The sequence below is a fragment of the Ramlibacter pallidus genome, assembly GCF_015070875.1.
Taxonomy (GTDB): domain Bacteria; phylum Pseudomonadota; class Gammaproteobacteria; order Burkholderiales; family Burkholderiaceae_C; genus Ramlibacter; species Ramlibacter pallidus.
This window is the reverse complement of sequence record NZ_JADDIV010000004.1, coordinates 102509-127362: the sequence shown is the minus strand read 5'-3', so window position 1 is coordinate 127362 and position 24854 is coordinate 102509. Positions and strand designations below refer to the sequence as shown.

At 70.2% G+C, this 24854-nt stretch carries 25 protein-coding genes; 18 read left to right on the top strand and 7 right to left on the bottom strand.

The features are described from left to right. Nucleotides 1-16 precede the first annotated feature (16 nt). Together IM787_RS13785 and IM787_RS13780 are read right to left on the bottom strand one after the other, a co-directional pair. Complete coding sequence (locus IM787_RS13785) at nucleotides 17-412, bottom strand: tautomerase family protein (RefSeq protein ID WP_193677262.1); 396 nt, start codon at nucleotides 410-412, stop codon at nucleotides 17-19. 2 nt (nucleotides 413-414) lie between these two features. After that, nucleotides 415-564: a hypothetical protein gene (locus tag IM787_RS13780; RefSeq protein WP_193677261.1), complete on the bottom strand. Its 150-nt coding sequence runs from the start codon at nucleotides 562-564 to the stop codon at nucleotides 415-417. A gap of 124 nt (nucleotides 565-688) precedes the next feature. Between IM787_RS13780 and IM787_RS13775 the strand changes: the two genes are divergently transcribed. Further along, nucleotides 689-1594 (top strand): LysR family transcriptional regulator, encoded by a 906-nt coding sequence (locus IM787_RS13775; RefSeq protein ID WP_193677260.1) that lies wholly within the window; start codon nucleotides 689-691, stop codon nucleotides 1592-1594. Here IM787_RS13775 and IM787_RS13770 read toward each other — a convergent pair. Together IM787_RS13770 and tsaD are read right to left on the bottom strand one after the other, a co-directional pair. Continuing rightward, a complete protein-coding gene (locus IM787_RS13770) occupies nucleotides 1591-2235 on the bottom strand; it encodes a class I SAM-dependent methyltransferase (RefSeq protein WP_227494376.1) in 645 nt (214 codons plus the stop codon). The two genes, IM787_RS13775 and IM787_RS13770, sit on opposite strands and share 4 nt — an antisense overlap. 97 nt (nucleotides 2236-2332) lie before the next feature. Beyond that, nucleotides 2333-3370, bottom strand: a complete 1038-nt coding sequence (gene tsaD, locus IM787_RS13765) for a tRNA (adenosine(37)-N6)-threonylcarbamoyltransferase complex transferase subunit TsaD (protein WP_193677259.1) — start codon at nucleotides 3368-3370, stop codon at nucleotides 2333-2335. Nucleotides 3371-3435: 65 nt separating this feature from the next. Here tsaD and IM787_RS13760 point away from each other — a divergent pair, with 65 nt between their 5' ends. The 4 genes from IM787_RS13760 (at nucleotide 3436) to IM787_RS13745 (ending at nucleotide 7846) form a co-directional block, all read left to right on the top strand. Then, entirely contained in the window at nucleotides 3436-4653 is a 1218-nt protein-coding gene (locus IM787_RS13760; RefSeq protein WP_193677258.1) for a nitrate regulatory protein, read from the top strand. A 177-nt stretch (nucleotides 4654-4830) separates the two neighbouring features. Next, the gene (locus IM787_RS13755) at nucleotides 4831-6123 is read left to right on the top strand and encodes a CmpA/NrtA family ABC transporter substrate-binding protein (protein WP_193677257.1); all 1293 of its coding nucleotides are present in this window, start codon (nucleotides 4831-4833) and stop codon (nucleotides 6121-6123) included. An 8-nt stretch (nucleotides 6124-6131) separates the two neighbouring features. Beyond that, a complete protein-coding gene (ntrB, locus tag IM787_RS13750) occupies nucleotides 6132-6995 on the top strand; it encodes a nitrate ABC transporter permease (protein ID WP_193677256.1) in 864 nt (287 codons plus the stop codon). Between the two features lie 8 nt (nucleotides 6996-7003). After that, a complete protein-coding gene (locus tag IM787_RS13745; protein WP_193677255.1) occupies nucleotides 7004-7846 on the top strand; it encodes an ABC transporter ATP-binding protein in 843 nt (280 codons plus the stop codon). An 11-nt stretch (nucleotides 7847-7857) separates the two neighbouring features. Here IM787_RS13745 and IM787_RS13740 read toward each other — a convergent pair whose 3' ends face one another. After that, nucleotides 7858-9126 carry a type IV pili methyl-accepting chemotaxis transducer N-terminal domain-containing protein gene (locus IM787_RS13740; protein ID WP_193677254.1) on the bottom strand — a complete coding sequence of 423 codons (1269 nt, stop codon included), beginning with the start codon at nucleotides 9124-9126 and terminating at the stop codon, nucleotides 7858-7860. Between the two features lie 200 nt (nucleotides 9127-9326). Here IM787_RS13740 and IM787_RS13735 point away from each other — a divergent pair, with 200 nt between their 5' ends. From IM787_RS13735 to flhD, 10 genes are all read left to right on the top strand, one after another. Next, nucleotides 9327-10559 carry an MFS transporter gene (locus IM787_RS13735; RefSeq protein ID WP_193677253.1) on the top strand — a complete coding sequence of 411 codons (1233 nt, stop codon included), beginning with the start codon at nucleotides 9327-9329 and terminating at the stop codon, nucleotides 10557-10559. Nucleotides 10560-10585: 26 nt separating this feature from the next. Continuing rightward, nucleotides 10586-13033 carry a nitrite reductase large subunit NirB gene (gene nirB, locus IM787_RS13730; RefSeq protein ID WP_193677252.1) on the top strand — a complete coding sequence of 816 codons (2448 nt, stop codon included), beginning with the start codon at nucleotides 10586-10588 and terminating at the stop codon, nucleotides 13031-13033. Between the two features lie 2 nt (nucleotides 13034-13035). After that, the gene (nirD, locus tag IM787_RS13725; protein ID WP_193677857.1) at nucleotides 13036-13458 is read left to right on the top strand and encodes a nitrite reductase small subunit NirD; all 423 of its coding nucleotides are present in this window, start codon (nucleotides 13036-13038) and stop codon (nucleotides 13456-13458) included. Between the two features lie 13 nt (nucleotides 13459-13471). Then, nucleotides 13472-16270, top strand: coding sequence for a nitrate reductase (locus IM787_RS13720; protein WP_193677251.1), 2799 nt, complete (start codon nucleotides 13472-13474; stop codon nucleotides 16268-16270). A gap of 48 nt (nucleotides 16271-16318) precedes the next feature. Further along, nucleotides 16319-17224: a DNA-binding protein YbiB gene (gene ybiB / locus IM787_RS13715; RefSeq protein WP_193677250.1), complete on the top strand. Its 906-nt coding sequence runs from the start codon at nucleotides 16319-16321 to the stop codon at nucleotides 17222-17224. Beyond that, entirely contained in the window at nucleotides 17221-17982 is a 762-nt protein-coding gene (cobA, locus tag IM787_RS13710) for a uroporphyrinogen-III C-methyltransferase (RefSeq protein ID WP_193677249.1), read from the top strand. Before ybiB ends, cobA begins: the two co-directional genes overlap by 4 nt. Nucleotides 17983-18095: 113 nt before the next feature. Then, nucleotides 18096-18566 carry a cache domain-containing protein gene (locus IM787_RS13705; protein ID WP_193677248.1) on the top strand — a complete coding sequence of 157 codons (471 nt, stop codon included), beginning with the start codon at nucleotides 18096-18098 and terminating at the stop codon, nucleotides 18564-18566. A gap of 11 nt (nucleotides 18567-18577) precedes the next feature. After that, nucleotides 18578-18886 carry a flagellar protein FliT gene (locus IM787_RS13700; RefSeq protein ID WP_193677247.1) on the top strand — a complete coding sequence of 103 codons (309 nt, stop codon included), beginning with the start codon at nucleotides 18578-18580 and terminating at the stop codon, nucleotides 18884-18886. An 86-nt stretch (nucleotides 18887-18972) separates the two neighbouring features. Further along, on the top strand, nucleotides 18973-19506 hold the full coding sequence (gene flhC, locus IM787_RS13695) for a flagellar transcriptional regulator FlhC (protein WP_193677246.1): 534 nt from the start codon (nucleotides 18973-18975) through the stop codon (nucleotides 19504-19506). A 114-nt stretch (nucleotides 19507-19620) separates the two neighbouring features. Beyond that, complete coding sequence (gene flhD, locus IM787_RS13690; RefSeq protein WP_193677245.1) at nucleotides 19621-19947, top strand: flagellar transcriptional regulator FlhD; 327 nt, start codon at nucleotides 19621-19623, stop codon at nucleotides 19945-19947. Nucleotides 19948-19954: 7 nt separating this feature from the next. On the opposite strand, the gene IM787_RS13685 is transcribed toward flhD, so the two are convergent. Continuing rightward, complete coding sequence (locus IM787_RS13685; protein ID WP_193677244.1) at nucleotides 19955-20368, bottom strand: hypothetical protein; 414 nt, start codon at nucleotides 20366-20368, stop codon at nucleotides 19955-19957. Nucleotides 20369-20452: 84 nt separating this feature from the next. On the opposite strand from IM787_RS13685, the gene IM787_RS13680 reads away from it, so the two are divergent. After that, the gene (locus tag IM787_RS13680) at nucleotides 20453-21679 is read left to right on the top strand and encodes a BaiN/RdsA family NAD(P)/FAD-dependent oxidoreductase (RefSeq protein WP_193677243.1); all 1227 of its coding nucleotides are present in this window, start codon (nucleotides 20453-20455) and stop codon (nucleotides 21677-21679) included. On the opposite strand, the gene IM787_RS13675 is transcribed toward IM787_RS13680, so the two are convergent. Continuing rightward, entirely contained in the window at nucleotides 21676-23886 is a 2211-nt protein-coding gene (locus IM787_RS13675; protein WP_193677242.1) for an ATP-binding protein, read from the bottom strand. The genes IM787_RS13680 and IM787_RS13675 overlap by 4 nt on opposite strands. A gap of 225 nt (nucleotides 23887-24111) precedes the next feature. Here IM787_RS13675 and rpsU point away from each other — a divergent pair, with 225 nt between their 5' ends. Together rpsU and IM787_RS13665 are read left to right on the top strand one after the other, a co-directional pair. After that, nucleotides 24112-24324, top strand: coding sequence for a 30S ribosomal protein S21 (rpsU, locus tag IM787_RS13670; RefSeq protein WP_104301834.1), 213 nt, complete (start codon nucleotides 24112-24114; stop codon nucleotides 24322-24324). A gap of 79 nt (nucleotides 24325-24403) precedes the next feature. After that, nucleotides 24404-24853 (top strand): GatB/YqeY domain-containing protein, encoded by a 450-nt coding sequence (locus IM787_RS13665; RefSeq protein ID WP_193677241.1) that lies wholly within the window; start codon nucleotides 24404-24406, stop codon nucleotides 24851-24853. Nucleotide 24854: the final 1 nt, after the last annotated feature.

The following is a 24854-nucleotide window of genomic DNA, read 5'->3' as shown; positions in this document are numbered from 1 at the left end:
CGCAGCGCCCGCGCCCTCAAAGCGCGGGCGTTCTGCTTTTCTTGCGCGCCTCCTGCGTCATGCCGCCGAAGCCCCAGTCGGTCGCCGGCACCTCCCGCACGATCACGTAGCTCGCCTCGGCCAGCGGCCCGAGCTGCTGCGCGAGCTCCTGCCAGGTGCGCTCGACGAACGCCTGCTTCTCGTCGTTGGTGTTGGTGCCCTGCGTGATGCTGATCTCCAGCCAGGCGGCGGCCTCGGGCGGCGGCTCGGCGCCGATGAACCAGCGGTCCTTCGGCAGGTCCTCGATGACCAGCGCCGTCACCGGCACGCGCTTGCCCAGGGTTTCGTGGGTCAGGGCCGTGATGCGCTGCGCGAGCAGCGTGCGGCGGCGGGCATCCTGCGGGGGCGAGACCTTCAGTTGCAGCATCGGCATGGTCAGCCCCTCGCCAGCGTGCGCCAGGCGCCGCGCAGGCGCCGCGCGACCTCGTCCCAGAACGCCTGGATCGCTTCGCGCCGCAGGCGGTGGGCGCGCAGTTGCGCCGCGGCCATCAGCCGGGCGTAGTCTTCGGTGTGCGGGTGGTGCATGGAAAGCTCCTGGGTTGGAAGGTGCCTCCACTCTAGGAATCCGCCCCCCTGCGGGAAACGCCGGCCGCCGCAAAGTGCTTTTGCACGCGCTGCAAGGCCCGCCGGGGCTGGCTACCATCCGCGCATGCGCAACCTGCAGCTGGACGAACTGGCCCTCTATGCCCGCGTGGCCGACCTGGGCTCGCTGTCCGCCGCGGCGCGCGAGCGCGACGTGCCCGTGAGCCAGGTCTCGCGCACGCTCGCGCGGCTGGAAAAGGCCTGCGGCGCGCGCCTCATGAACCGTTCGACGCATGGCCTCTCGCTCACCGACGAAGGCCGCACCTTCCTCGCGTACAGCCGCCGCGCGATCCTGACGCTGGAAGAACTCGAAGGCGAATTCGCCGAGCGTTCGGGCGAGCCGAGCGGACGCGTGCGCGTGGCGGCCAGCACGGTGGTCGCCCAGTACCAGCTGGTGCCCAGCCTGCCGGGCTTGGGCGCGCGGCATCCGCGCCTGCAGGTCGACCTGGACATCGGCGACCGCATGCTGGACATGGCCCGCGACGGCATCGACATCGCGATCCGCACGGCGACCAGCCTGCCGGACACCGTCGTCGCACGCCAGGTCGGGACGCTGGGGCGCGCGCTGTATGCGGCGCCCGCGTATGCGCAGGCGCACGCCCTGCCGCTGCAGCCGGCGGAACTGGCGCAACACGCGCTGGTGACCAACAGCGCCGTGCCCCTGCTCAACGAGTGGCCGTTCCGCGTCGGTGGCGAGCCCCTCACCTTCCACGCGCAGGGCCGCTGGAGCGCGAACGACACCAACATGGCGGCCACCATGGTGCTGCAAGGGCTCGGCATCGGCCGGCTCGCCACGCTGGTGGGTGACGTGCTGGTGCGCGAGGGGCGGCTGGTGCCCGTGCTGGCGGAGTTCGTCGACCTGCGCCCGGTGCCGGTCTACGCGGTCACCGCCGGCCTGCGCCACCGGCTGCCCAAGATCAAGGCCTGCCTGGACTACTGGAGCGAGTGGTTCGGGCGGGGCCAGGCGCGCTAGGCGAGCGGCTTGCGCGCCACCAGGCCGACCAGCGCGGAGTGGCCGCGGTGGGCGGAGCCCTCGGCCAGTTCGGCCTCGTACTCGCGCAGCTCCAGGATCTCGATGCCCGCGAAGGATTCGCGCAGCTGGCTCGCGGTGTACAGGTGCGATTCGATGCCGGGCCCGCCGGTACGGTAATCCAGCTGCTTCGGGGTGTAGCCCTGCAGCACCAGCAAGCCGCCCGGCTTGAGGCAGCGCACCATGCCGTGGAAGATGCGCCGGCGCAGCTCGGGGTCGGCGAACTGGATGAAGATGGCCACCACGCCGTCGTACAGGCTTTCGGGCCAGGACAGCCGCGCGACATCGGCAATGGCGAAATTGACCTTCACGCCGGTGATGCGGGCGAAATCGCGCGCCTTGCGCACGCCCACCTCCGAGATGTCGAAGGCGTCGACGATCAGGCCACGGTCGGCCAGGAACACGCTGTTGCGCCCTTCGCCGTCGGCCACGCACAGCACCCGCTGCCCGGCGTGCCAGAGGTCCGCATGGTCGCGCAGCCAGGCGTTGGGCTCGGTGCCGAACAGGTAGCCGGATTCGGAGAAGCGCCGGTCCCACATGGCAGCCGCATCGGTGAAGCCGGTCGATGGCGCGTGCGCGTTCATGGCTTCATCTTAGGGGGCCACGCGCGCGCGAGACTCCGGGTGAACCATGGGAGCCGCATCCCTACGACGCACGGTCCCGCTGGCCGGCACGGGGCGGTTACGCGGCGGCCAGCTCCTGCAGCGGCCAGCGCGGCTTGACGTCGAAGGCATACAACGGCTGCGCCTCCTGCACCCCGGCCTGCAACCGCATGGCGGCGGCCATCGCGATCATGGCGCCGTTGTCGGTGCACAGGGCCAGCTCGGGATAGTGGACGCGCACGCCGCGCCGGCCGCAGGCGGCGTCGAGCTGCGCGCGCAGCCGCCGGTTGGCGCCGACGCCGCCGGCGACCACGATGCGCTGCAGTCCGCTCGCATCCAGCGCGGCCAGCGACTTGCGCACCAGCACGTCGACGATGGCTGCCTCCGTCGCGGCCGCGAGGTCGGCCTTGCGCGCTTCCAGCCCGTCGCCGAGCTTCTTCGCCTGCGTGAGCACGGCCGTCTTCAGCCCGGCGAAGGAAAAGTCGAGGTCGCCGCTGTGCAGCAGCGGCCGCGGCAGCTTGAAGGCTTCGGGGTCGCCCTGCTCCGCCAGCCGCGACAGGGCCGGACCGCCCGGATAGCCGAGGCCCAGGAGCTTGGCCGACTTGTCGAAGGCTTCGCCGGCCGCGTCATCGATGGTTTCGCCCAGCAGCGCGTAGCGCCCGACGCCGTCGACCTGCATCAGCTGCGTGTGGCCGCCGGAGACCAGCAAGGCCACGAACGGGAACTCCGGCGGATCGCGGCTCAGGAAAGGCGACAGCAGGTGGCCCTCGAGGTGGTGCACGCCCAGCACCGGCTTGCCCAGGGCCGCGCCCAGGGCGCAGGCGACGCCCGCGCCGACCAGCAGCGCGCCCGCCAGTCCGGGGCCGCGGGTGTAGGCGACGACATCGATGTCCGGCAGGGCGCAGCCGGAGCGGGCCAGCACGTCCTGCGCCAGCGGCAGCACCCGGCGGATGTGGTCGCGGCTGGCCAGTTCCGGCACCACGCCGCCATACGCCTGGTGCATGTCGACCTGGCTGTGCAAGGCATGCGCGCGCAGCACGGGCACGCCGGGGCCGGTGGCCTCGACGACGGCCACCCCGGTCTCGTCGCACGAGGACTCGATTCCCAGCACCAGCATGCGTCCGAGTGTAGCGGCCGGGCCTTTTCCCCCGCCTCGGCATGCTTGTTGCTGCACCTGCCCGGATGACCTCCGGCACCCGCTTCCTGCTCGCCGCCCGCCAGTGCGAGATCGCGGAACTCGAGCAGCTGGCCCGCACCAGCGCGCTGGTGGGGGTGATCGGCCGATTCGTGCACGCGCTGCAGCGGGAACGCGGCATGGCCAACATCTTCCTCAGCTCGCGCGGCGCGCGTTTCGCCAGCCAGCGCACGCAGCAGGTGGCGGACGGCGCGGCGGCCGAGGCGGAGGTGCGGGCCGCCTTCGATGGCCTGGACACGGAAGATGCCCACGCCCGCAACGGCTCGCGCCTCTTCAGCCGGGTCGCGCTGGTGCTGCATGCACTGGACGGGCTGCCGCGGCTGCGCGAGCGCATCGCGGCGCAGGCGCTGCGCGCCGGCGAGGCGACCGCCGCCTACGACAAGCTGGTGGCGGCCCTGCTGGCGGTGGTGTTCGAGGCCGCCGATGCCGCCACGGACCCGGAGATCTCGCGCGCGCTGGTCGCGCTCTTCAACTTCATGCAGGGCAAGGAATTCGCCGGGCAGGAACGGGCCTTCGGCGCCCGGGCCTTCGCCGCCGGCACCATCGATGCCGCCGGGCAGGAGCATTGGCGGCACCTCGTCGCCGCGCAGGAGGGCTGCCTGCAGGTGTTCACCGACTTCTCGGACGCCGAGGTGCTGCAGGCCGAGCGCGCGGCGCAGGATCCGGAGGCCCTGGCGCAGCTGGAGCGGCTGCGCCGCCTCGGCTTCGGCACCCGGGGCGCGCTCGACGCCGAGCTCAGCGACGCGTGGTACGCCCAGTGCACCCGCCGCATCGACGGCATGCGGGCGCTGGAAGACCTGCTGGCGGCCCGGTTGCGCGGCCTGTGCGAACGGCGCATCGCGCAGGCCCGTACCGAACTGCGGGACCAGCGCACCATGCTGGAGGCCTTCGCCGCCCAGGCGCGCGCCGCCGACCCCGCCACCCTCGCGGCGTACGGCCCGCACCTCGAACGCTCGGTGCTCGCCCTGGTGCAGGAGCAGGCGCGCCGCCTGCAGGCGATGGGCGACGAGCTGGACGAAGTGCGCGCCAGCCTCAACGAACGCAAGGTCGTCGAGCGCGCCAAGGGCTTGCTGATGGCGCACCGGCACCTGAGCGAGGAGGACGCGTACAAGGCGCTGCGCCAGATGGCGATGAACCAGAACCGGCGCATCGTGGACGTCGCCCAGGCCGTGCTGTCGCTGGCGGAAGTGCTGCCGGGCGGCTGAGCACGCACTGCTGCGGTGCACCAACGCTGGCACGGTCCCTGCATATCTCCGCGTGAAGCAGGTGCCAACGGCGGTGCCCGCCCCTGATCCGGACAACGGCGTCCCTCCCCGCGCACCACCGTGCGCGGCGCGATGGACGCCGTTTCTTTTTTCTTCTCGCCCAACCTGGAGCAAACGATGCAAAGCAAATCCACCACGGTCTCCCGCCGATCCGTCCTGCAGGGCGCTGCGGCACTGGGCGGCGCCGGCCTCTTCCCCGGCATCGTGCGCGCGCAGGGCGCCGCGCTGGAGACCAAGGCCGCCAAGCTGGGGTTCATCGCGCTGACCGACGCCGCGCCCCTGTTCGTCGCCGACGAGAAAGGCTTCTTCAAGAAGCACGGCATGACCGAAGTCGAGGTGCTGAAGCAGTCGTCCTGGGGCACGACGCGCGACAACCTGGTGCTGGGCTCGAAGAGCAACGGCATCGACGGCGCGCACATCCTGACGCCCATGCCCTACCTGATCTCGACCGGCGCCGTCACGGCCAACAACGTGCAGGTGCCGATCCAGATCCTGGCCCGCCTGAACCTGGGCGGGCAGTGCATCTCGGTGGCCAACGAGTACAAGGACCTGAAGGTCGGCCTGGACAACAAGGACTTCAAGAAGGCCCTGCTCGCCAAGCGCGTGAAGACCGGCAAGCCGGTCAACGCCGCCATGACGTTCCCCGGCGGCACGCACGACATGTGGATGCGTTACTGGATGGCGGCAGGCGGCGTCGACCCCAACCGCGACATCAACACCATCACCGTGCCGCCGCCGCAGATGGTGGCCAACATGAAGGTGGGCAGCATGGACACCTTCTGCGTTTGCGAGCCCTGGAACCGGCAGCTGATCAACCAGAAGATCGGCTACACCGCCCTGACCACCAGCGAACTCTGGATGAACCATCCGGAAAAGGCCTTCGCGATGCGCGCAGACTACGTGCAGGCGAACCCGAACGCCACCAAGGCGCTGCTCAAGGCGGTGATGGAAGCCCAGATGTGGTGCGAGGACCCGAAGAACCGCACGGAGGTCGCCGAGATCTGCGCCCGCCGCCGCTGGATCAACGCGCCGGTCGAGGACGTGATCGACCGCGTCAAGGGCGACTTCGACTACGGCACCGGCCGGGTGGAGGCGAACAGCAAGTACCAGATGCGCTTCTGGAAGGACCACGCGAGCTACCCCTTCCAGAGCCACGACCTGTGGTTCCTGACCGAGAACCAGCGCTGGGGCTACCTGCCGGCGAACCTCGACACCAAGGCGCTGATCGCGAAGGTGAACCGCGAAGACCTCTGGCGAGCCGCCGCCAAGGAACTCGGCGTCGCCGCCAAGGACATCCCGGCCTCCACCTCGCGCGGCGTCGAGAAGTTCTTCGACGGCAAGGTGTTCGACCCCGCCAACCCGAAGAAGTACCTCGACTCGCTCGAGATCAAGAACATCAAGGCCGCCTGAGGACCGCCATGCACACGACCGACACCATCCAGCCCCTGCCGCTGGGCGCGCCGCGCAAGCCCGGCCCCGCCGTGGCGTTGCTGACCGACGCCGTCCGCGTGTTCATGACGCACGTGCTGCCGCCCCTCGTGATCATCGGCTTCCTCGTCCTGGTGTGGGAGGTGCTGGGCTCGCGCCCGGGCGCCGCCCTGCCCGCGCCCAGCAAGGTGGTGCAGGACACCTGGGAGTTGATCACCCAGCCCTTCTACGACCGCGGCGGCAACGATGTCGGCATCGCGTGGCAGCTGCTCGCCAGCCTGAAGCGCGTGGCCTACGGCTACTCGCTGGCGGTGCTGGCCGGCGTGAGCCTGGGCGTTCTGGTCGGGCAGTCGACCTGGGCGCTGCGCGGCCTCGACCCGCTGTTCCAGGTGCTGCGCACGGTGCCGCCCCTGGCCTGGCTGCCGATCTCGCTGGCGGGCTTCCGCGACGGCCACCCGTCCGCCATCTTCGTCATCTTCATCACCTCGATCTGGCCGATCATCATCAACACGTCCATCGGCATCCGGAACATCCCGGAGGACTACCGCAACGTCGCGAAGGTGATCCGGCTCAACGGCATCGAGTACTTCACGAAGATCATGCTGCCCGCCGCGGCGCCCTTCATCTTCTCGGGCCTGCGCATCGGCGTCGGCCTGTCGTGGCTGGCGATCATCGCCGCCGAGATGCTGATCGGCGGCGTGGGCATCGGCTTCTTCATCTGGGACGCCTGGAACTCATCGCGCATCAGCGACATCATCCTGGCGCTCGTCTACGTCGGCCTGGTCGGCTTCGCGCTGGACCGCATCGTCGCCTTCATCGGCAAGAAAGTCACCCGCGGCACCGCCGCGAGCTAGGGCACCCCATGAGCAACGGCTACCTCTCCCTCTCCCAAGTCGACATGACCTTCCCCGGCGCCAACGGCGGCAACCCGGTGCTGAAGAACATCAACCTGGACGTCAAGCGCGGCGAGTACCTCTCGCTGATCGGCCACTCCGGCTGCGGCAAATCCACGGTGCTCAACATCGTGGCCGGCCTGCTGAAGGCCACTTCGGGCGGCGTGATCGTCGACGGCCGCGAGGTGAACGCGCCAGGGCCGGACCGGGCGGTGGTGTTCCAGAACCACTCGCTGCTGCCCTGGCTCACGGTCTACCAGAACGTGGAAATCGCCGTGGACAAGATCTTCGGCGCCACGCGCACCAAGGCGGAGCGCAGGGACTGGATCCTGCACAACCTGGCGATGGTGAACATGTCGCACGCGCTCGATCGGCTGCCCTCGCAGATCTCCGGCGGGATGAAACAGCGGGTGGGCATCGCCCGCGCGCTGGCGATGGAGCCCAAGGTCCTGCTGCTTGACGAACCCTTCGGGGCCCTCGATGCGCTGACCCGCGCGCACCTGCAGGACGAGGTGATCCGCATCCAGTCCGAGCTGGGCAACACCGTCATGATGATCACGCACGACGTCGACGAGGCGGTGCTGATGTCCGATCGCGTGGTGATGATGACCAACGGCCCGGCCGCCACCATCGGCCAGATCCTCGCGGTGCCGCTCGAGCGGCCGCGCAACCGCATCGCGCTGGCCGAAGACCCCACGTACAACCACTGCCGCCAGGAGATCCTGAGCTTCCTCTACGAGAAGCAGCGCAAGGTGGAGCCGATCAGCGCCCGGGCCGGCGCCTTCTCGCGCAAGGAGAAGGCCGCCGCCTAGGAGACCGCCCCTCAGCCGATCAGCACCTGCAGGCTGTGCTGGTACGACGCGGTGAGGCGGTCGAAGACCTCCAGCAGTTCCTCGCTGGCGCCGGCGATCTCCACGCGGCCCGTGGCCTGCCGGGCCGGGGCGACCGCACCGCGCAGCCGCTCCCAGGCGGCGCGGCCCTGCGCCAGCATGGCGCGGATCTCCGGCGTGGACAGCGGCGCGCGTTCCAGAGCGGCCAGCCCCTGCTCGAAGGCCGCCGCGGTGTCCGCCAGCAGCGGCTCGAAGCGCGCCGGCTCTGCATCGCCGGCCTGCAGCAACGCCAGCTTGGCCATGCGCTGCGAGAGCATGCGCTGGCGGCCCGAGACGTTGATCACGCCGACCTGCGCCGCCACGCCGGAGGATTCGAGGGCCGAGACCAGCGCGTCCGCCTGCGACAGCACGGTGTCCGCCAGCCCGTCCAGCCGCTGCAGTTCCGACGCGCGCGGCGGCTGCACCAGCAGCGCCCGCAGGGCCTGCCAGCCTTCTCGCGCGGCCGCCACCAAGTCGCCGAAAGTGGCGGCGGACAGGTCCTGGCCCAGCGCGGAGAGGTTGTCGTCGACGCGCTGCAGGCTTTCGCGCATCAACAGGGCTGCCGCCGCGCCTTCCGTCCGGCTGCACGCCAGCGCATAGAGCTTCACCAGCCGCTGCGACAGCATGCGCTGCTGGCCGGCGCGGTTGATGGCCGCGGCGACGCCCGCCGCCGCGATCACCTGCCGCGACACCGCGCCGACCCGCTGGTTGCCCTGCATCGAAGCGGTGCGCAGCAGCTGGAAGGCGTGTTCCTCGCTCACGTCCGGCACCTGCATGAGGATGCCCTTGGCCTTGTCGACCCACTTGCGGTCTTCCAGCTTCTCCTCCAGCGCTGCCGCCTTCGCCACCAGCGAGCGCTCGCGCGCTTCCCGCGCGATGGCCAGGTGCACCAGCGGCCGCAGCCGCTGCGGCGCGTAACCCTGCACCACCCAGGCGTGCACGCCCGCCTCCAGTGCCTGCTGCAGCGCTTCGACGCCGGCGTCCTGCGTGAAGCACAGCACCGGCACGGCCTGCTGGGCCTGCAGGGTGGTGACCGCCTGCAACAGCTCCGTCGTGGGGCGCGGCGCCCAGCACACGAGCACCTCGGGCGCCGCGCGCAAGGTGTCGCGCACCAGGTGGGCGCAATCCCCCGTCCCGAGCACCTCGAATCCGGCCGCGGCGAAGTCGGCGGCGAGCGGCGGTGCACCGGGATCGGGCATGGAGAGCAGGAGGACGGAGGTCATGGGGGGTTCCAGGCGGATGCACGGGTTCAGTGCAAGCGCAATGCCAGCGTGCTGGCACGGTCCCTGCAAGGAGACGGCATCGGGTGTGACGACGCACCCGGGCCGGGCATCGTACCGCCGGCCGTGCGCACAACGTGGTGTGCTGACCTGTACCCAACACATGGGGGCGAGCCGCGGCTGCGCCCCGGTCCAGACACACGATGAGCGACACCAAACCCTTCCTGCAGTCCGGCCACCTGCCCACGCTGTTCGCGGCGTTCTTCTACTTCGCCTTCTCCTGCGCGATCTGGGTGCTCAATGGCGCCATGGCCCCCTTCATCAAGGAGGCCTACCGCCTGAGCGCCGCGGAGATGGGCCTGATGCTGTCGATCCCCATCGTCGCCGGTGCGCTGATGCGCTTTCCGCTGGGGTTGCTCGCGCAGTACATCGGCCGCAAGGCGGCCACGCTGGTGGAGATGGGCCTGATCGGCGTGGCCATGACCTACGGGCTGCTGTTCGTCGACACCTTCGGCGACCTGCTGGCGATGGGCGTGCTGCTGGGGATCGCCGGCGCCAGCTTCGGCGTGGCGCTCTCGCTCGGTTCCGGCAGCTTCCCGGCGCAGCACAAGGGCCTGGCCATGGGCATCGTGGGCGCCGGCAACGTGGGCACCGCGGTGTCGGTGCTGCTCGCGCCGCCCCTGGCCCAGTGGCTCGGCTGGCAGGCGGTGTACGGCCTGGCGGCGGTCGGCATCCTCGTGCCCGCGGTCGTCATGGTGGTCTGGGCCCGCGAGCCGGACGACGTCAACAAGCACGGCACCTTGCGCGAGCACGTGGCCTGCCTGTTCGAGCACGACGGCTGGGTGTTCAGCGTCATCTACTGCGTCACCTTCGGCGGCTTCATCGGCCTGACCAGCTTCCTGCCTTCCTACTACTTCGAGCAGTTCGGCGTGAGCAAGGTCGAAGCCGGGCAGCTGACGATGCTCGCGGCCTTCATGGGGGCCGCGCTGCGCATCGTGGGCGGCTGGATCTCGGACCGCTGGGGCGGCCTGAACACGCTGACGGTGGTGCTGGTGGCGGTGTGCGGTTCGCTGGTGCTGGTGGGCTTCAGCGGCCATTCGCTGGTGCTCACCACCGTCCTGCTGATGGTGTGCTTCGCCGCGCTGGGCGCGGGCAACGGCGCGCTGTTCCAGCTCGTGCCGCTGCGCTGGCCGGCGACGACCGCCGTCGCCGGCTCCATGATCGGCGAGGTCGGCGCGCTGGGCGGCGGCTTGGTGCCCAGCACGATGGGTCTGTCGTGCCAATACCTGGGCAGCTACGCCTGGGGCTTCTTCCTCTTCGCCGGCCTCGCCCTGGTGGTGCTCGTCGTCATGCGCCTGATGCAGACGCGCTGGACCCGCACCTGGGCCGAACGCGGCGGCCGCGCCCGCCGCCAGCCCGCCATGGCCGGCGCCTGAACCTTCACGCATTACAGGAGTCCCCGATGAAGAAATCCAGACTGGTGATGATCGGCAACGGCATGGCGGGCGTGCGCACGCTCGAGGAGCTGCTCAAGATCGCGCCCGACCTGTACGAGGTCACGGTCTTCGGCGCCGAGCCGCACCCGAACTACAACCGCATCCTGCTGTCGCCGGTGCTGGCGGGCGAGCAGACGCTCGACGAGATCGTGCTGAACTCCTGGGAGTGGTACGAGCAGAACCACATCCGGCTGCACGCCGGCAAGAAGGTGGTGGAGATCGACCGTGTCCACCGCGTCGTGCGGGCCGAGGACGGCACCGAGGAGCCCTACGACCGGCTGCTGCTGTGCACCGGCTCCAACCCCTTCATCCTGCCGGTGCCGGGCAAGGACCTGCCGGGCGTGATCGCCTATCGCGACATCGCCGACACCAACGCGATGATCGAGGCCGCGCAGAAGTACCGCAAGGCGGTGGTCATCGGCGGCGGCCTGCTGGGGCTGGAAGCCGCCAACGGCCTGATGAAGCGGGGCATGGACGTGAGCGTGGTCCACGTGATGCCGTGGCTCATGGAACGGCAGCTCGACGACGTGGCCGGCAAGCTGCTGCAGAAGTCGCTGGAGGACCGCGGCCTGAAGTTCCTGATCGGCGCGCAGACGCAGGAACTCGTCCCGGGCGACAGCGGCCGGGTGTCCGCGGTGAAGTTCAAGGACGGCACCCAGGTCGACGCCGACCTGGTGGTGATGGCGGTCGGCATCCGCCCCAACACCGAGCTCGCCGAGAAGGCCGGCCTGTTCTGCAGCCGCGGCGTCGTGGTGCACGACACCCTGCAGACGGTCACCGACGCGCGGATCTATTCGGTGGGCGAATGCGCGGCGCACCGCGGCATCGCCTACGGCCTGGTGGCGCCGCTGTTCGAACAGGCCAAGGTGGCCGCCAACCACCTGGCGCAGTTCGGCATCGGCCGCTACACCGGCTCGCTCACCTCGACCAAGCTGAAGGTGACCGGCATCGACCTGTTCTCGGCGGGCGACTTCATGGGCGGTGACGGCACCGAGGAGATCGTGATGAGCGATCCTTTCGCCGGCGTCTACAAGAAGCTGGTGATCAAGGACGACAAGCTGGTCGGCGCCTGCCTCTATGGCGACACCGTGGACGGCAGCTACTACTTCAAGCTGCTGCGCGAGGGCCGCAAGATCGGCGACATCCGCGACAAGCTGATGTTCGGCGAGTCCAACCTGGGCGACGCCGGCCACCAGGGCCAGAACAAGGCCGCGGCCATGGCCGACGGCGACGAGGTCTGCGGCTGCAACGGCGTCAGCAAGGGCAGCATCTGCAAAGCCATCAAGGAGAAAGGCCTCTTCACGCTCGACGAGGTGCGCAAGCACACCAAGGCCAGCGCCTCCTGCGGCTCCTGCACCGGGCTGGTGGAGCAGATCATCATGTTCACCGCCGGCGGCGACTACTCCGCGGCGCCCAAGAAGAAGGCCTTGTGCGGCTGCACCGACCACAGCCACCAGGACGTGCGCGACGCGGTGCGCGCCAACCGGCTGGTCACGATCGCCGACACCATGAAGTTCATGGAATGGCGCACGCCCAACGGCTGCGCCACCTGCCGCCCGGCGCTGAACTACTACCTGATCTCCACCTGGCCCAAGGAGGCCAAGGACGACCCGCAGTCGCGCTACATCAACGAACGCAGCCACGCCAACATCCAGAAGGACGGCACGTATTCGGTGATCCCGCGCATGTGGGGTGGCGAGACCACGGCGGCCGAACTGCGGCGCATCGCCGATGTCGTGGACAAGTACCAGATCCCCACGGTCAAGGTCACCGGCGGCCAGCGCATCGACCTGCTGGGCGTGAAGAAGGAAGACCTGCAGAACGTGTGGAAGGACATCGGCATGCCGTCCGGCCATGCCTATGCCAAGGCGCTGCGCACGGTGAAGACCTGTGTCGGCAGCGAGTGGTGCCGCTTCGGCACCCAGGACTCCACCCAGATGGGCAAGGACCTGGAACGCGCGCTCTGGCGCATGTACGCGCCGCACAAGGTGAAGCTGGCGGTGTCCGGCTGCCCGCGCAACTGCGCCGAATCGGGCATCAAGGACGTCGGCGTGATCGGCGTCGATTCCGGCTGGGAGCTCTACGTTGGCGGCAACGGCGGTATCAAGACCGAGGCCGGCCAGTTCTTCTGCAAGGTGAAGACCTCCGAGGAGGTGCTGGAGTACAGCGGCGCCTTCCTGCAGCTCTATCGCGAGGAAGGCTGGTACCTGGAGCGCACGGTGCACTACATCAACCGCGTCGGGCTGGACTACGTGAAGAAAAAGGTCCTGGAGGACCACGCCGGCCGCAAGGCGCTGTGGGAGCGGCTGCAGTTCGCCCTGGACGGCGAACCCGATCCGTGGTTCCAGCAGGAGCAGGCCGCCGTCGACACGCGGCAGTTCACGAAGTTGCAGGCCGAGGGGCAGGAAGCATGAAGATGAACGACTGGAAGGTGATCTGCCGCGTGGAAGACATTCCCGTCCTCGGTTCGCGCCGCGTCGCGCGGCCGCGCGGCATGGACGTGGCGGTGTTCCGCAACGGCGAGGACCAGGTGTTCGCCCTGCTCGATCGCTGCCCGCACAAGGGCGGCCCGCTGTCGCAGGGGATCGTGTTCGGCACCAGCGTGGCCTGCCCGCTGCACAACTGGACGATCGGCCTGGACGACGGCTGCGCCAAGGGCCCGGACGAAGGCTGCACGCAGCGCTTCTCCTGCCGCATCGAGGGCGGCCACGTGCTGCTCGACCCGGTGGAGCTGGCGACGCTGGCGCTCGACGTGGAAGCACCGAAGGCGGGCCCGTGCGCCTCGAAGGGCGCGCTCGGCGACGCCACCTTCGGCGTGCAGGCCCCGCACGGGGAGTGAAATGCCGCCGGGCGTGAAGGAAACGAAGTCCACCTGCCCGTACTGCGGCGTGGGCTGCGGCGTGGTCATCCAGTCCGAAGGCGGCCAGATCACCGGCGTGCGCGGCGACCCGGACCATCCGGCGAACTTCGGCCGGCTGTGCACCAAGGGATCGACGCTGCACCTGACGGCATCGGCGGAAGTGACGCGGCAGACCCGCCTGCTGCACCCGATGCTGCGCGAACGCCGCGACGAGAAGCCGCTGCGCGTGGATTGGCACGTCGCGCTGGAGGTCGCCGCCGACCGCTTCGCGCAGACGATCCGCGCGCATGGGCCGGATTCGGTGGGCTTCTACATCTCCGGCCAGCTGCTCACCGAGGACTACTACGTCTTCAACAAGCTGGCCAAGGGCCTGATCGGCACCAACAACGTCGACACCAACTCGCGCCTCTGCATGAGCAGCGCGGTGGCGGGCTACAAGCTCACGCTGGGGGCCGACGCGCCACCCAGCTGCTACGACGACGTGAACCACGCCGGCTGCATCTTCATCGTCGGCAGCAACACGGCGTTCGCGCACCCGATCCTGTTCCGCCGCATCGAGGACGCCAAGGCCGCCCGGCCGGACCTGAAGGTGATCTTCTGCGATCCGCGCCGCACCGACACCGCCGAGCTGGCCGACCTGTACCTGCCGGTCCAGCCCGGCACCGACGTGATGCTGTTCCACGGCCTGCTGCACATCATGCTGTGGGAAGGCTGGACCAAGCCGGACTACATCGCGAACCACACCAGCGGCTTCGAGGCGCTGAAGGCGGTGGTGCGCGACTGCACGCCCGACCTCGTGGCCCAGACCTGCGGCATCCGCAAGGAAGACCTGTTCACCGCGGCGCAGTGGTTCGCCACCTCGCCGGCCACGTTGAGCCTCTATTGCCAAGGCCTGAACCAGTCGAGCAGCGGCACCGCCAAGAACGCCGCGCTGGTCAACCTGCACCTGGCCACCGCGCAGATCGGCCGCGCCGGGGCGGGCCCGTTCTCGCTGACCGGCCAGCCCAACGCCATGGGCGGCCGCGAGGTCGGCGGCCTGGCCAACCTGCTGTCCGCGCACCGCGACCTCGCCGATCCGCGGCATCGCGCGGAAGTCGCGGCGTTGTGGGGCGTGCCCGCCGTGCCCGAGAAGCCGGGCAAGACCGCCGTGGAGATGTTCCAGGCGGCGGCCGACGGCGAGATCAAGGCGCTGTGGATCGCCTGCACCAACCCCGCGCAATCGATGCCGGACCAGAAGGTGGTGCGCCGCGCACTGGAGCGCGCCGAGTTCGTGGTGGTGCAGGAAGCCTTCGCGACCACGTCCACCTGCGACTACGCGGACCTGCTGCTGCCCGCCACCACCTGGGGCGAGAAGGAAGGCACCGTCACGAACAGCGAGCGCCGCATCAGCCGCGTGCGCGCGGCCGTGCCGGCGCCCGGCAGCACGCGGCACGACTGGGACATCGTGGTCGACTTCGGCCGGCGCCTCGAGAAACGGCTGCCGCCGCGCGCGGCTTCGCTGTTTCCGTACACGACACCCGAGGCGATCTGGCGCGAGCACCGCGAGTCGACACGTGGCCGCGACCTGGACATCACCGGGCTCAGCTACGCGCTGCTGGAGCAGTCGCCGCAGCAATGGCCCTTCCCCGCCGGCGCGACCGAGGGCCGCGCGCGGCTCTACGCCGACGGCGTATTCCCGACCCCGGACGGCAAGGCCCGCTTCGCCGCCGTCACCTACCAGCCGCTGGCGGAGCCGCGCGAATCGCGCTATCCCTTCTCGCTCACCACGGGCCGGCTGCGGGACCAGTGGCATGGCATGAGCCGCACCGGCACGCTGGGCCGGCTCTTCGGCCACGTGCCCGAGCCGGTGGTGCAGATGCACCCGCAGGACCTCGCGCGGCGCGGGCTGAAGGAGGGCGAGCTGGTGCACGTCACCTCCAAGCGTGGGTCGATCGTGCTGCCGGCGCAGGCCAGCACCGAACTGGGCCCCAGCCAAGCCTTCATCGCAATGCATTGGGGCAGCGAATACCTGGGCGGTCTCTCGAGCACGGGCGAACCGCTGGCCGGCGTGAACGCCATCACCACCTCGGCGTACTGCCCGACCTCGAAACAGCCGGAGCTGAAGCACGCGGCCGTGAAGATCCTGAAGGCCGAACTGCCGTGGACGCTGCTGGCGGTGGGCTGGCTGCCGGACGGCGCGCTGGCGGCGCGCGAACCGCTGAAGGGCCTGATGGCCGCCTTCCCGTTCGCCTCGTGCGTGCCCTTCGCCAACAACGTGCCGCTGGAACAGGCGGCGGCGCGCGAGCGCAGCGGGCTGCTGTTCCGCGCCGCCGCCTACGAGGCGCCGCCGGAGGAGCTGCTGCAGCGTCTGGAACAGGTGCTGGGACTCACCGGCGCCGAGACGCTGCGCTATGCGGACAAGCGCAAGGGCCAGCGGCGCAGCATCCGTGTGTGCCGCGACGGCGCGGACCTGCGCCTGGAAGCCGTGCTGCTGGCGGGCGACACCAGCGCCGAAGCTTGGCTCAAGGCCTTGCTGGTGCAGGAGCTGCCGGCCCAGGCCTATGGGCGGCTGCTGCTGTCGCCCGGCGCCAAGGCCCCGGTGGCCCTGCAGGCGAAAGGCAAGCAGGTCTGCAGCTGTTTCGGCGTGGAGGCGCCCGCCATCGAGCGCCACCTGTCGACCGCCGACGGGACGCCCGACGAGCGCCTGGCCTCGCTGCAGGCCGGCCTGCGCTGCGGCACCAACTGCGGCTCCTGCGTGCCCGAGCTCAAGCGCATGGTCCGTGCGCTGGTTCCCTTGCGGCAGGCGGCCTGATTCGCCTTATAGCCAGCGGTCATCAAGCCTCTGGGACAATCGCCGCAGATGGGCATCAGCCAGTACCTCAAGGAGATCGGCCGCGGCAAGCAGGGCGCGCGCCCGCTCGCCCGCGAGCAGGCGGCCGACCTGTTCGGGCAGATCCTCGACGGCCAGGTGAGCGACCTCGAGATCGGCGCCTTCTGCATCGCGATGCGTGTCAAGGGCGAGACGCCGGACGAGATGTGCGGCTTCCTCGATGCCACCGACGCGCGCCTGCGCAAGGTGTCCTCCGCCAGCGGTCGGGCCGTCGTCGTCCTGCCCAGCTACAACGGCGCGCGCCGCCTGCCGGTGCTGACGCCGCTGCTGGCCGCACTCGTCGCGCGCAGCGGCTTGCCGGTCGCCATCCACGGCGCCGCCACCGAATCCACCCGCGTGCTGGTGCGCGACGTGCTGGAGATGCTGGACGTGCAGCCTTCGGCCGAGGTGCCGGTGCTGCGCGACGGCCAGGTCGCCTTCCTGCCCACCGAGCTGCTGTGTCCCGGCCTCAAGCGCCTGCTGGACGCCCGCAAGGCGATCGGCCTGCGCAACAGCGCGCACAGCCTGGTCAAGCTGATGGACCCGTGCGAAGGCCCGTCGGTGGTCGTCAGCAGCTACACGCATCCGGAGTACGCGGTGTCCATGGGCGCCGTGTTCGAGCGCATGGGGACCACGGCCCTGCTGCTGCGCGGGACCGAGGGCGAAGTCGTCGCCGACGCGCGCCGCCTGCCGCAGATGGAAGGCTTCGTGCGCGGCGCGCGGCTGCCGCTGCAGGAAGGCCGCAGGGGCACCTTGACCGACCTGCCCGACCTGCCGAAGGAAGTGGACCCGCAAACCACGGCCGCCTACATCCGCGACGTGCTGGACGGCCGCAAGCCCGTGCCCGAGTCGATGGGACTGCAGGTGGAACACATCTTGCGAATGGCTGGCGCATGAACACTGGCAAGGTCACCCTCGTCGGCGCCGGCCCCGGCGATCCGGAACTCCTGACGCTGAAGGCGCTGAAGGCCATCCAGTCGGCTTCGCTGCTGCTGGTGGACGACCTCGTCAGCCGCGAGGTGGTGGACCACGCGCCGAAGACGGCGCGCGTGGTCTACGTCGGCAAACGCGGCGGCTGCAAGAGCACGCCGCAGGCGTTCATCGAGAAGCTGATGCTGATGGCGGCGCGCGAAGGCGAAAGCGTCGTGCGCCTCAAGGGCGGCGATCCCTTCATCTTCGGCCGCGGCGGCGAGGAGGTCGAACACCTGCGCGCCGCCGGCATCGAGGTGGAAGTCGTCAATGGCATCACGTCGGGACTGGCGGCGGTGACGTCGCTCGGCGTGCCGCTGACGCACCGCGACCACGCGCAGGGCGTCGTCTTCCTCACCGGCCATGCGCGCAGCGGCGCCGATGCGCCGGACTGGAAGGCGCTGGCCGCCGCGGCACGCGATGCGCACCTGACGCTGGTGATCTACATGGGCGTGCGCAGTGCCGGGCGCATCCAGCGTGAACTGCTGGCCGGGCTGCCGCCCCAGACCCCGGTCGCGATCGTCCAGCGCGCCTCGATGCCGGACCAGCGCCACGCGGTGACGACGCTCGGCCACCTGGCCGAGACGATCGCAAGCGAGGGCCTGGCCAGTCCTTCGGTGATCGTGGTCGGCGACGTGGTCCGCGGCGTGGCCGCGGCCGCCGCGGCGCGCGTGCGCGCCGCCTGAGCCCCCTCCGTTTGCGCGAGCTGGGGGCGAAAGGCCCCCTTGTTCGGCCGATCGGGCGGGCGGCCGGCACCCCAGAATCCCTGGTGACCAGTCCAACCCAGAGGAAGAGGGAAATGAACAAAACCGCACTGAAGATCGCCTTCGCGCTGTCGACCGCCGTCGCCGCCGCCGGCGCCACCTGGGCCGCCAACGAGCCCGCCGCGAACGCCAAGGAAGCCGAAGCCATGGTCAAGCGGGGCGTGGCCTACATCAAGGCCAACGGCCTGGAAAAGGGCCTGGCCGAGATCACCCGCCGGGACAGCAAGGAATTCCACGACCGCGACCTGTACCTGGCGGTGCACCGCATCGACGGCACCTGCGTGGCGCACGGCACCAACGAGAAGATGGTCGGCAAGAACTTCATCGACATCAAGGACATCGACGGCAAGGAATACATCAAGGAGCGCGTCGAGTTCGCCAAGTCCAAGGGCACGTTCTGGACGGACTACAAGTTCGTGAACCCGGTCAGCAAGAAGATCGAGCCGAAGACCGCCTACTGCGAGCGCCTGGACGACCACATCGTCTGCGGCGGCATCTACAAGTAATCGCCACCGGGGTGGGCACCAGCGAAGTCCTCGCGCGCTACGAGCAGCTCGCCGGCACGCTGGCGCACCTCGTCGCGCTGGCCCGCGACCGGCAATGGGAGCACCTGCCGGCCCTCGACGCGCGCTGCACCGAGCTGTACGAGCAGCTGCGGCGCGCGCCGCCCGAAGACCTCACGCCCGACGAGATGGCGCGCGTGGTGGTCCTGGCCAGCCGCATCCGCGGCGACCAAGACGCGCTGGTGCAGCTCCTCCGGCCGCAGTTCATGGCCTTGCTGGGCGGGCTGCGCCGCCAGGAGGAGTGGGCCTTCCCGCCGATCTGAGGCGCTGCGACAACGGCGCGGCGGCGGCTCCTTGCCGCCTTCCTTCCGTTACATAAGAATACAACTCATCCAACCAAGGAGCGGGGATGAGCCAGAAGAGCGTGCTGCAGGAGGCACGGCAGGTGCAGCTTGCCGTGACGCTGATCGGCCTGGGCGCGCGCCTGCAGTTCCTCGAGGCGGAGGTCGACCTGAGCCGCGAACGGCTGGTGCGCCTCTACAAGGAGATCAAGGGCGTCTCGCCGCCCAAGGGCCTGCTGCCCTTCTCGGTGGACTGGTACATGACCTGGATGGCCAACATCCACGCGTCGATGTTCTACAACATCTACCGCTGCATGCTCCCGCACGCCGACGATCGCCTGGACGCCTTGATCAAGGCTTTCCGCCTGTACCAGCAGCAGGCCAAGGCGCTCGGCGAGGACTCGGAGCTGGACTTCACCCGCGCCTGGACGCTGGTGCGTTTCTTCGACAGTGACCAGGTCCAGCTCGCGGCCTGCACACAGTGTGGGGGCCAGTTCGTGGCGCACGCCTACGAGAACCACAACAGCTACGTCTGCGTGCTGTGCCGCCCGCCGGCCCGCGCCGGCAAGAAGCGCCGCCCCCTGCTGGCGGCCGGCGCCTGAGCATTTCTTCACGCTCGCGGCCGCTCGTCCCCGAGTAACGGCGATTTACTCAACGTAACTAGATGTCACACTCCTTGCAGAGGACCGGAAGCCATTCCGGCGAGGAGCGTGTCAATGGAAGCGGCTGACGCCACCAAGGAAATCGCGGACCTGAACCTGACCTACCTGCTGCTGGCGCAGAAGCTGCTGCGGGAGGACCGGGCCGGCGCCATGCTGCGCCTGGGTATCAGCGCCGAGATGGCCGACCTGCTGGGGAGCATGACCCTGGCGGAGGTGGTGAAGCTGGCGGCCAGCAACTTCGTGCTCTGCGCCTTCCGCCTGGACGAACTGCCCGGCGTGCGCAGCATGTTGCAGCCCGGCCGCGAAGGCGCGCTGCAGCAGGCCCACCTCTCCATCCTGCTCGCGGGCCGGCACCAGCAGGCCGCTGCCGCGGCCCGCTGAATCCTTCCTACGGTTCCTGCCGGATCACGTCGCTGACGGTGAAGCCCACCTGGCGCAGCAGCGCCGTGCGGCCGCCCGTGCTGCCGAAGCCCGTCACGTGCGCCACCGGCGCCCAGCGCAGCTGCTCGCCGTCCGACACCTGCTTCTCGATCGACGCGCGGAAGGTGTAGACGTAGCGCCTGCCCTCGGCCGCGCAATGCAGTTCGCCGCGCAGCTGCATGTCCTTGGGCAGGTCGAGGTTGTTCACCTTGCCCGCCCTCTGGATCGCCTGCGCCAGCTCGCCCGCCGACACGATCGGGCAGGAGGATTCCTGGCGAACCGCATAGGTGCCCGCCTGGGCGGCGCCGGCTGCGGCGGCGACGAGGGTCAGCAGCATCAAGGCCTTCTTCATCTCGCTCTTCTCCTGGTGTTGTGCGTGCATCGTAGGAGCGCGGGGCACGATCCGATCGGCGGAACAGCGCGGGGTTTCCGTGCCAGCTTGCCGGCGACCGGATAATCCGCGCCCATGCCCGACGCCAGCCCCCCTTCCTTCGACGCCGTCGTCATCGGCGCCGGCGCGGCCGGCCTGTTCTGCGCCGGGGTGGCAGCCCAGCTCGGGTTGCGGGTGCTGCTGGTGGACCACGCGGAGAAGGTGGCCGAGAAGATCCGCATCTCCGGTGGCGGCCGCTGCAACTTCACCAACCGCGAACTCGACCCGCGGGCGCCGCACAAGCACTTCCTGGGCGAGAACCCGAACTTCTGCCGCTCGGCGCTGGCGCGCTACACGCCGCAGGACTTCATCGCGCTGGTGCAGAAGCACGGCATCCCCTTCCACGAGAAGCACAAGGGGCAGCTGTTCGGCGACCGCTCCTCGGAAGACTTCATCCGCATGCTGCTGGCCGAATGTGCCGCGGGCGGCGTGACGCACTGGCAGCCGTGCGGCGTGCGCGCCGTGCGCACGACCGGCGACGGCTACGCGCTCGACACGGACCGGGGCGCGGTCACCACGCGCTCGGTGGCGGTGGCCACCGGCGGCCTGTCCATCCCCAAGATCGGCGCGACGGACTTCGGCCACCGCCTCGCGCAGCAGTTCGGGCTGCGCGTCGTGGCGCCGCGGCCGGCGCTGGTGCCCCTCACGTTCGACGGCGCGCACTGGCAGCCCTTCGCGCAGCTGGCGGGCCTCGCCTTGCCGGTGCGCATCGAGACCGGCGCGAAGAAGGAGCGCATGGCCTTCGACGAGGACCTGCTCTTCACGCACCGGGGCCTGAGCGGACCGGCGGTGCTGCAGATCTCCAGCTACTGGCGGGAAGGCACGCCGCTGCGGGTGGACCTCGCGCCCGGCGTCGACCTGCCCGAAGCCCTCACCGCCGCGAAGGCGCGTTCGCGCAAGCTGATCGCCAACGAGCTGGCGCAGTGGGTGCCGTCCCGGCTCGCCGAAGCCTGGGCGCAGCAGGAGGGTGCGTGGCAACGGCCCGTCAACGAGGCCGGCGACAAGGCACTGCAGCAGCTGGCCGAACGGCTTTCGCGCTGGGAGCTGGTGCCCACCGGCACCGAGGGCTACCGCAAGGCGGAGGTCACGGCCGGCGGCGTCGACACGCGCAGCCTCTCGTCGCAGACGATGGAGTCCACGCAGAAGGGGCTGTACTTCATCGGCGAAGTGGTGGACGTGACCGGCTGGCTCGGCGGCTACAACTTCCAGTGGGCCTGGGCCAGCGGCTTCGCTTGCGCGCAGGCGCTGGCGGCATCCCGCTAGTCCGTCCCCGCACCGGGCGGGCGCGCCGGCCAGCGCGCCGTGAACACGACGTCCGGGTCTTCGTAGGTGTACGCCAGAGAGCCCCCGTGCCCGCGGGCGATCTCGTGGGCGATGTAGAGGCCCAGCCCGAGCCCGCCCTTGTTGCGCGTGTTGCCGACCGACTGGCGCTTGTAGGGCGAGAACAGCTGCGACGCCACGTCCTCCGGGATCGGTGGCGCCGGGTTGCGCACCCGCAGCACCACGTGGTCGCCGTCCTGTTCCAGCTGCACGGTCACGGGGCGTCCCGCCGCGCCGTGGTGGCGCGAGTTGGACAGGAGGTTGCTCAGGAGCTGCGACAGGCGATCCGGGTCGGCGTGGGCCCGCAGCGCCTCGGGCAGGCGACGGTCGATGACGGTCCCCGGCAGGGCGGCCGTGACTTCGTCGGCCAGCGCTTCGACCAGTTCGCGCAGCTCCACTTCCCGGATGGCGAAGCCGAGCCCCAGGCCGCTTTGCAGCCGCGACATGTCCAGCACCTGCCCGATCAGCCTCTGCATGCGGCTCGTGGCACTTTGAATGCGTTGCCCGACCTTCGCCGTGTCCGCGCCCCGCTCCAGCAGGTGCGAACTCATGGAGATCGCCTGCAGCGGATTGCGCAGGTCGTGGCCCAGCACCGCGAGCAGCTGGTTGCGCGCCCGCACCAGCTCCGCATGGCGCGCCGCGCTGGCGCGCCCGAGTTCATCCAGCAACTGCCTGCCGATCTCCAGGTCGGTGGGGCTCCAGGGGACCGCCGTGTCCCGCACGGTCTCGCGCCACTCCTGGAACGATCCGCGCGGCGTCAGGCGCGGGCCCAGCGGGCCGTTGACGTAGTGCTTCTCGGGCCGCCCACCCCAGGCGATCGTTTCCACCTGTTCGCGCCTCAGTACCAGCACCCAGCCCGCGGTGGCCTCGTCGTGCCGCAGGCCGAGGATGCCGCACCAGGGACCGAGTGCCTGCGCCAGTGCCGGGGGCAAGGCGGCGCGGCCGGAGATGGCGAGCAGCCCGCCTTGCAGCGGAACGTCGGGCGCTTCGAGCCACCCGAGCAAGGCGCGCGCGGCCGGCTCCTCGATGCCGCCGTGCAGCGCCAGCCGGCCGCCCTCGGCCACCACCACGGCTTCCGCGTCGAGCGCCAGCGCCACTTCGGCCGCGGACGGCGCCAGCGCTGCGACCGTGTCGTCGGTGACCAGCAGGCTTTCGACCATGCGGCTGCGCAGGCTGGCTGCCCGCGCGATGCGCCGGCCATGCTCCGCCGCCTCCAGGCTCTGCAGCCGCGCCGCGAGGACCTGGGCGAGAACGTCGCACGCCATGCGCAGCCCGTAGGGCACGTGCCGCGCGGTGCCGTGGTGGCAGGCGATCATTCCCCAGAGCGCGTCGCCGATCACGATGGACACGCTCATGGAGGCGCCGACCCCCAGGTTGTTCAGGTATTCGATGTGCACCGGCGAGACGCTGCGCAGCACCGAATGCGACAGGTCCAGCGGCTGCGGCTCGCGCCCGAGCAGCGGCGCAGGTTGTGCGCGCACGTCCGCGATCAGCCGCAGGGTGCTGGCGATGTAGAGCCGCCGCGCCTGCGCCGGGATGTCGGCCGCCGGATAGCGGCGGTCGAGGAAGGGCTCCAGCGAAGCCTCGCGTGCCTCGGCGGCGACCTCGCCGCTGCCGTCGTGCCGGAAACGGTAGGCCATCACGCGGTCGAAGCCGGTGAGGATCCGCACCTCCTGGACCGCGATCTCCAGCAGCTCCTGCTGGCTCTTCGCGCGGCGCAGGCGGTCGAGGCCGCGGTGCGCCTGGATCGCGAAGGCCGCGGCATCGTCGTCCGGGGCCTGCGGCTCGAACTCGGCGACCAGCAGTTCACCGGAGTGGTGCAGCATCAGGTGGAAGTAGCGGCCGGCCAGCGCCACGTCGTGCTGGCGGGGAACGGCGCCGGCTTCGGGGGCGGTGGCCAGTTCGCCGGCGACGGCCAGCGCCACCACGGCTTCGCCGTCGAAATGGGCCAGCCCTAGGCGTTCGCCGAGCGCAGGCAGCGCCACGCCGAGCACTTCGGACGCATTGCCGCTCACCCAGCGCAGCACGCCGCCACGGTCGAAGGCGAGCAAGGCGCCGTGCGGCTGGATGTGTCCGGGGATGTGGATGGGCTCCCGGTCGCAATTGTCGAGGTTGACGTCCTGCGGGACGGGGCTGGGACCGGCTTGCATGCGGCCCCCATCGTAGCAAGGGGCGTCCCGGCAGCTGGCTCGGCAGCGGCGACTTTGCCCGCAGGACACCCGCCGCCACCGGCCCGCCGGTTGCCGGATTCCGGAGGGCGGCTATAATCGCGGGCTTTGCTGGCAAACCCTCGCCGGCCTGATCGAAACCACAGGCGGGGGAAACATCGGCGGGTGTCCTCGATCTTCACCTGCCACCTGAATATTCTGGAAGTCATGACGACCATTCGTGTCAAGGAAAACGAGCCGTTTGACGTGGCGCTGCGCCGCTTCAAGCGCACCATCGAGAAGCTGGGCCTGCTGACGGAACTGCGCGCGCGCGAGTTCTACGAGAAGCCGACCGCCGAACGCAAGCGCAAGAAGGCCGCCGCCGTGAAGCGCCACTTCAAGCGCGTGCGCAGCATGCAGCTGCCGAAGAAGCTCTACTGAGCCCCGGCCCGCGACCGCTTCGAAAAGCCCGCCTGGGGACGCCCAGCCGGGCTTTTTCCATTCCACCCGAGGAAACCACATGACCACGCTCAAGGAACGCATCACCGAAGACATGAAGGCCGCCATGCGGGCCAAGGAGACGGAGCGCCTGGGCGCCATCCGCATGCTCACCGCGGCCATCAAGCAGAAGGAAGTGGACGAACGGGTGGAGCTCGACGACGCCGCGGTGGTGGGCATCGTCGACAAGCTGCTCAAGCAGCGCAAGGACAGCATCGACGCCTTCCAGAAGGCGGGCCGGCAGGACCTCGCCGACAAGGAACAGGCCGAGGTGGCCGTGCTGCAGGCCTACCTGCCCGCGCGCCTGTCCGCCGACGAAGTGGCCGCCGAAGTGAAGGCCATCGTGGCGGAAGTCGGGGCCAAGGGCCCGGGCGACATGGGCAAGGTGATGGGCGCGGCCAAGCAGCGCCTGGCCGGCAAGGCCGACATGGGCCAGGTGAGCGCCGCGGTCAAGGCGGCGCTGGCGGGCTGAG

Bases quoted from the DNA above. Each gene is read 5' to 3' on its own strand.
- flhC (WP_193677246.1), top strand. From the start codon at position 18,973: ATGAGCCAGAAGAGCGTGCTGCAGGAGGCACGGCAGGTGCAGCTTGCC.
- IM787_RS13735 (WP_193677253.1), top strand. From the start codon at position 9,327: ATGAGCGACACCAAACCCTTCCTGCAGTCCGGCCACCTGCCCACGCTG.
- IM787_RS13775 (WP_193677260.1), top strand. From the start codon at position 689: ATGCGCAACCTGCAGCTGGACGAACTGGCCCTCTATGCCCGCGTGGCC.
- cobA (WP_193677249.1), top strand. From the start codon at position 17,221: ATGAACACTGGCAAGGTCACCCTCGTCGGCGCCGGCCCCGGCGATCCG.
- IM787_RS13705 (WP_193677248.1), top strand. From the start codon at position 18,096: ATGAACAAAACCGCACTGAAGATCGCCTTCGCGCTGTCGACCGCCGTC.
- ybiB (WP_193677250.1), top strand. From the start codon at position 16,319: ATGGGCATCAGCCAGTACCTCAAGGAGATCGGCCGCGGCAAGCAGGGC.
- IM787_RS13780 (WP_193677261.1), bottom strand. From the start codon at position 564: ATGCACCACCCGCACACCGAAGACTACGCCCGGCTGATGGCCGCGGCG.
- nirD (WP_193677857.1), top strand. From the start codon at position 13,036: ATGAACGACTGGAAGGTGATCTGCCGCGTGGAAGACATTCCCGTCCTC.
- IM787_RS13680 (WP_193677243.1), top strand. From the start codon at position 20,453: ATGCCCGACGCCAGCCCCCCTTCCTTCGACGCCGTCGTCATCGGCGCC.
- tsaD (WP_193677259.1), bottom strand. From the start codon at position 3,370: ATGCTGGTGCTGGGAATCGAGTCCTCGTGCGACGAGACCGGGGTGGCC.
- IM787_RS13760 (WP_193677258.1), top strand. From the start codon at position 3,436: ATGACCTCCGGCACCCGCTTCCTGCTCGCCGCCCGCCAGTGCGAGATC.
- IM787_RS13675 (WP_193677242.1), bottom strand. From the start codon at position 23,886: ATGCAAGCCGGTCCCAGCCCCGTCCCGCAGGACGTCAACCTCGACAAT.
- IM787_RS13755 (WP_193677257.1), top strand. From the start codon at position 4,831: ATGCAAAGCAAATCCACCACGGTCTCCCGCCGATCCGTCCTGCAGGGC.
- flhD (WP_193677245.1), top strand. From the start codon at position 19,621: ATGGAAGCGGCTGACGCCACCAAGGAAATCGCGGACCTGAACCTGACC.
- IM787_RS13740 (WP_193677254.1), bottom strand. From the start codon at position 9,126: ATGACCTCCGTCCTCCTGCTCTCCATGCCCGATCCCGGTGCACCGCCG.
- nirB (WP_193677252.1), top strand. From the start codon at position 10,586: ATGAAGAAATCCAGACTGGTGATGATCGGCAACGGCATGGCGGGCGTG.
- IM787_RS13785 (WP_193677262.1), bottom strand. From the start codon at position 412: ATGCCGATGCTGCAACTGAAGGTCTCGCCCCCGCAGGATGCCCGCCGC.
- IM787_RS13770 (WP_227494376.1), bottom strand. From the start codon at position 2,235: ATGAACGCGCACGCGCCATCGACCGGCTTCACCGATGCGGCTGCCATG.
- ntrB (WP_193677256.1), top strand. From the start codon at position 6,132: ATGCACACGACCGACACCATCCAGCCCCTGCCGCTGGGCGCGCCGCGC.
- IM787_RS13745 (WP_193677255.1), top strand. From the start codon at position 7,004: ATGAGCAACGGCTACCTCTCCCTCTCCCAAGTCGACATGACCTTCCCC.
- IM787_RS13665 (WP_193677241.1), top strand. From the start codon at position 24,404: ATGACCACGCTCAAGGAACGCATCACCGAAGACATGAAGGCCGCCATG.
- IM787_RS13685 (WP_193677244.1), bottom strand. From the start codon at position 20,368: ATGCACGCACAACACCAGGAGAAGAGCGAGATGAAGAAGGCCTTGATG.
- rpsU (WP_104301834.1), top strand. From the start codon at position 24,112: ATGACGACCATTCGTGTCAAGGAAAACGAGCCGTTTGACGTGGCGCTG.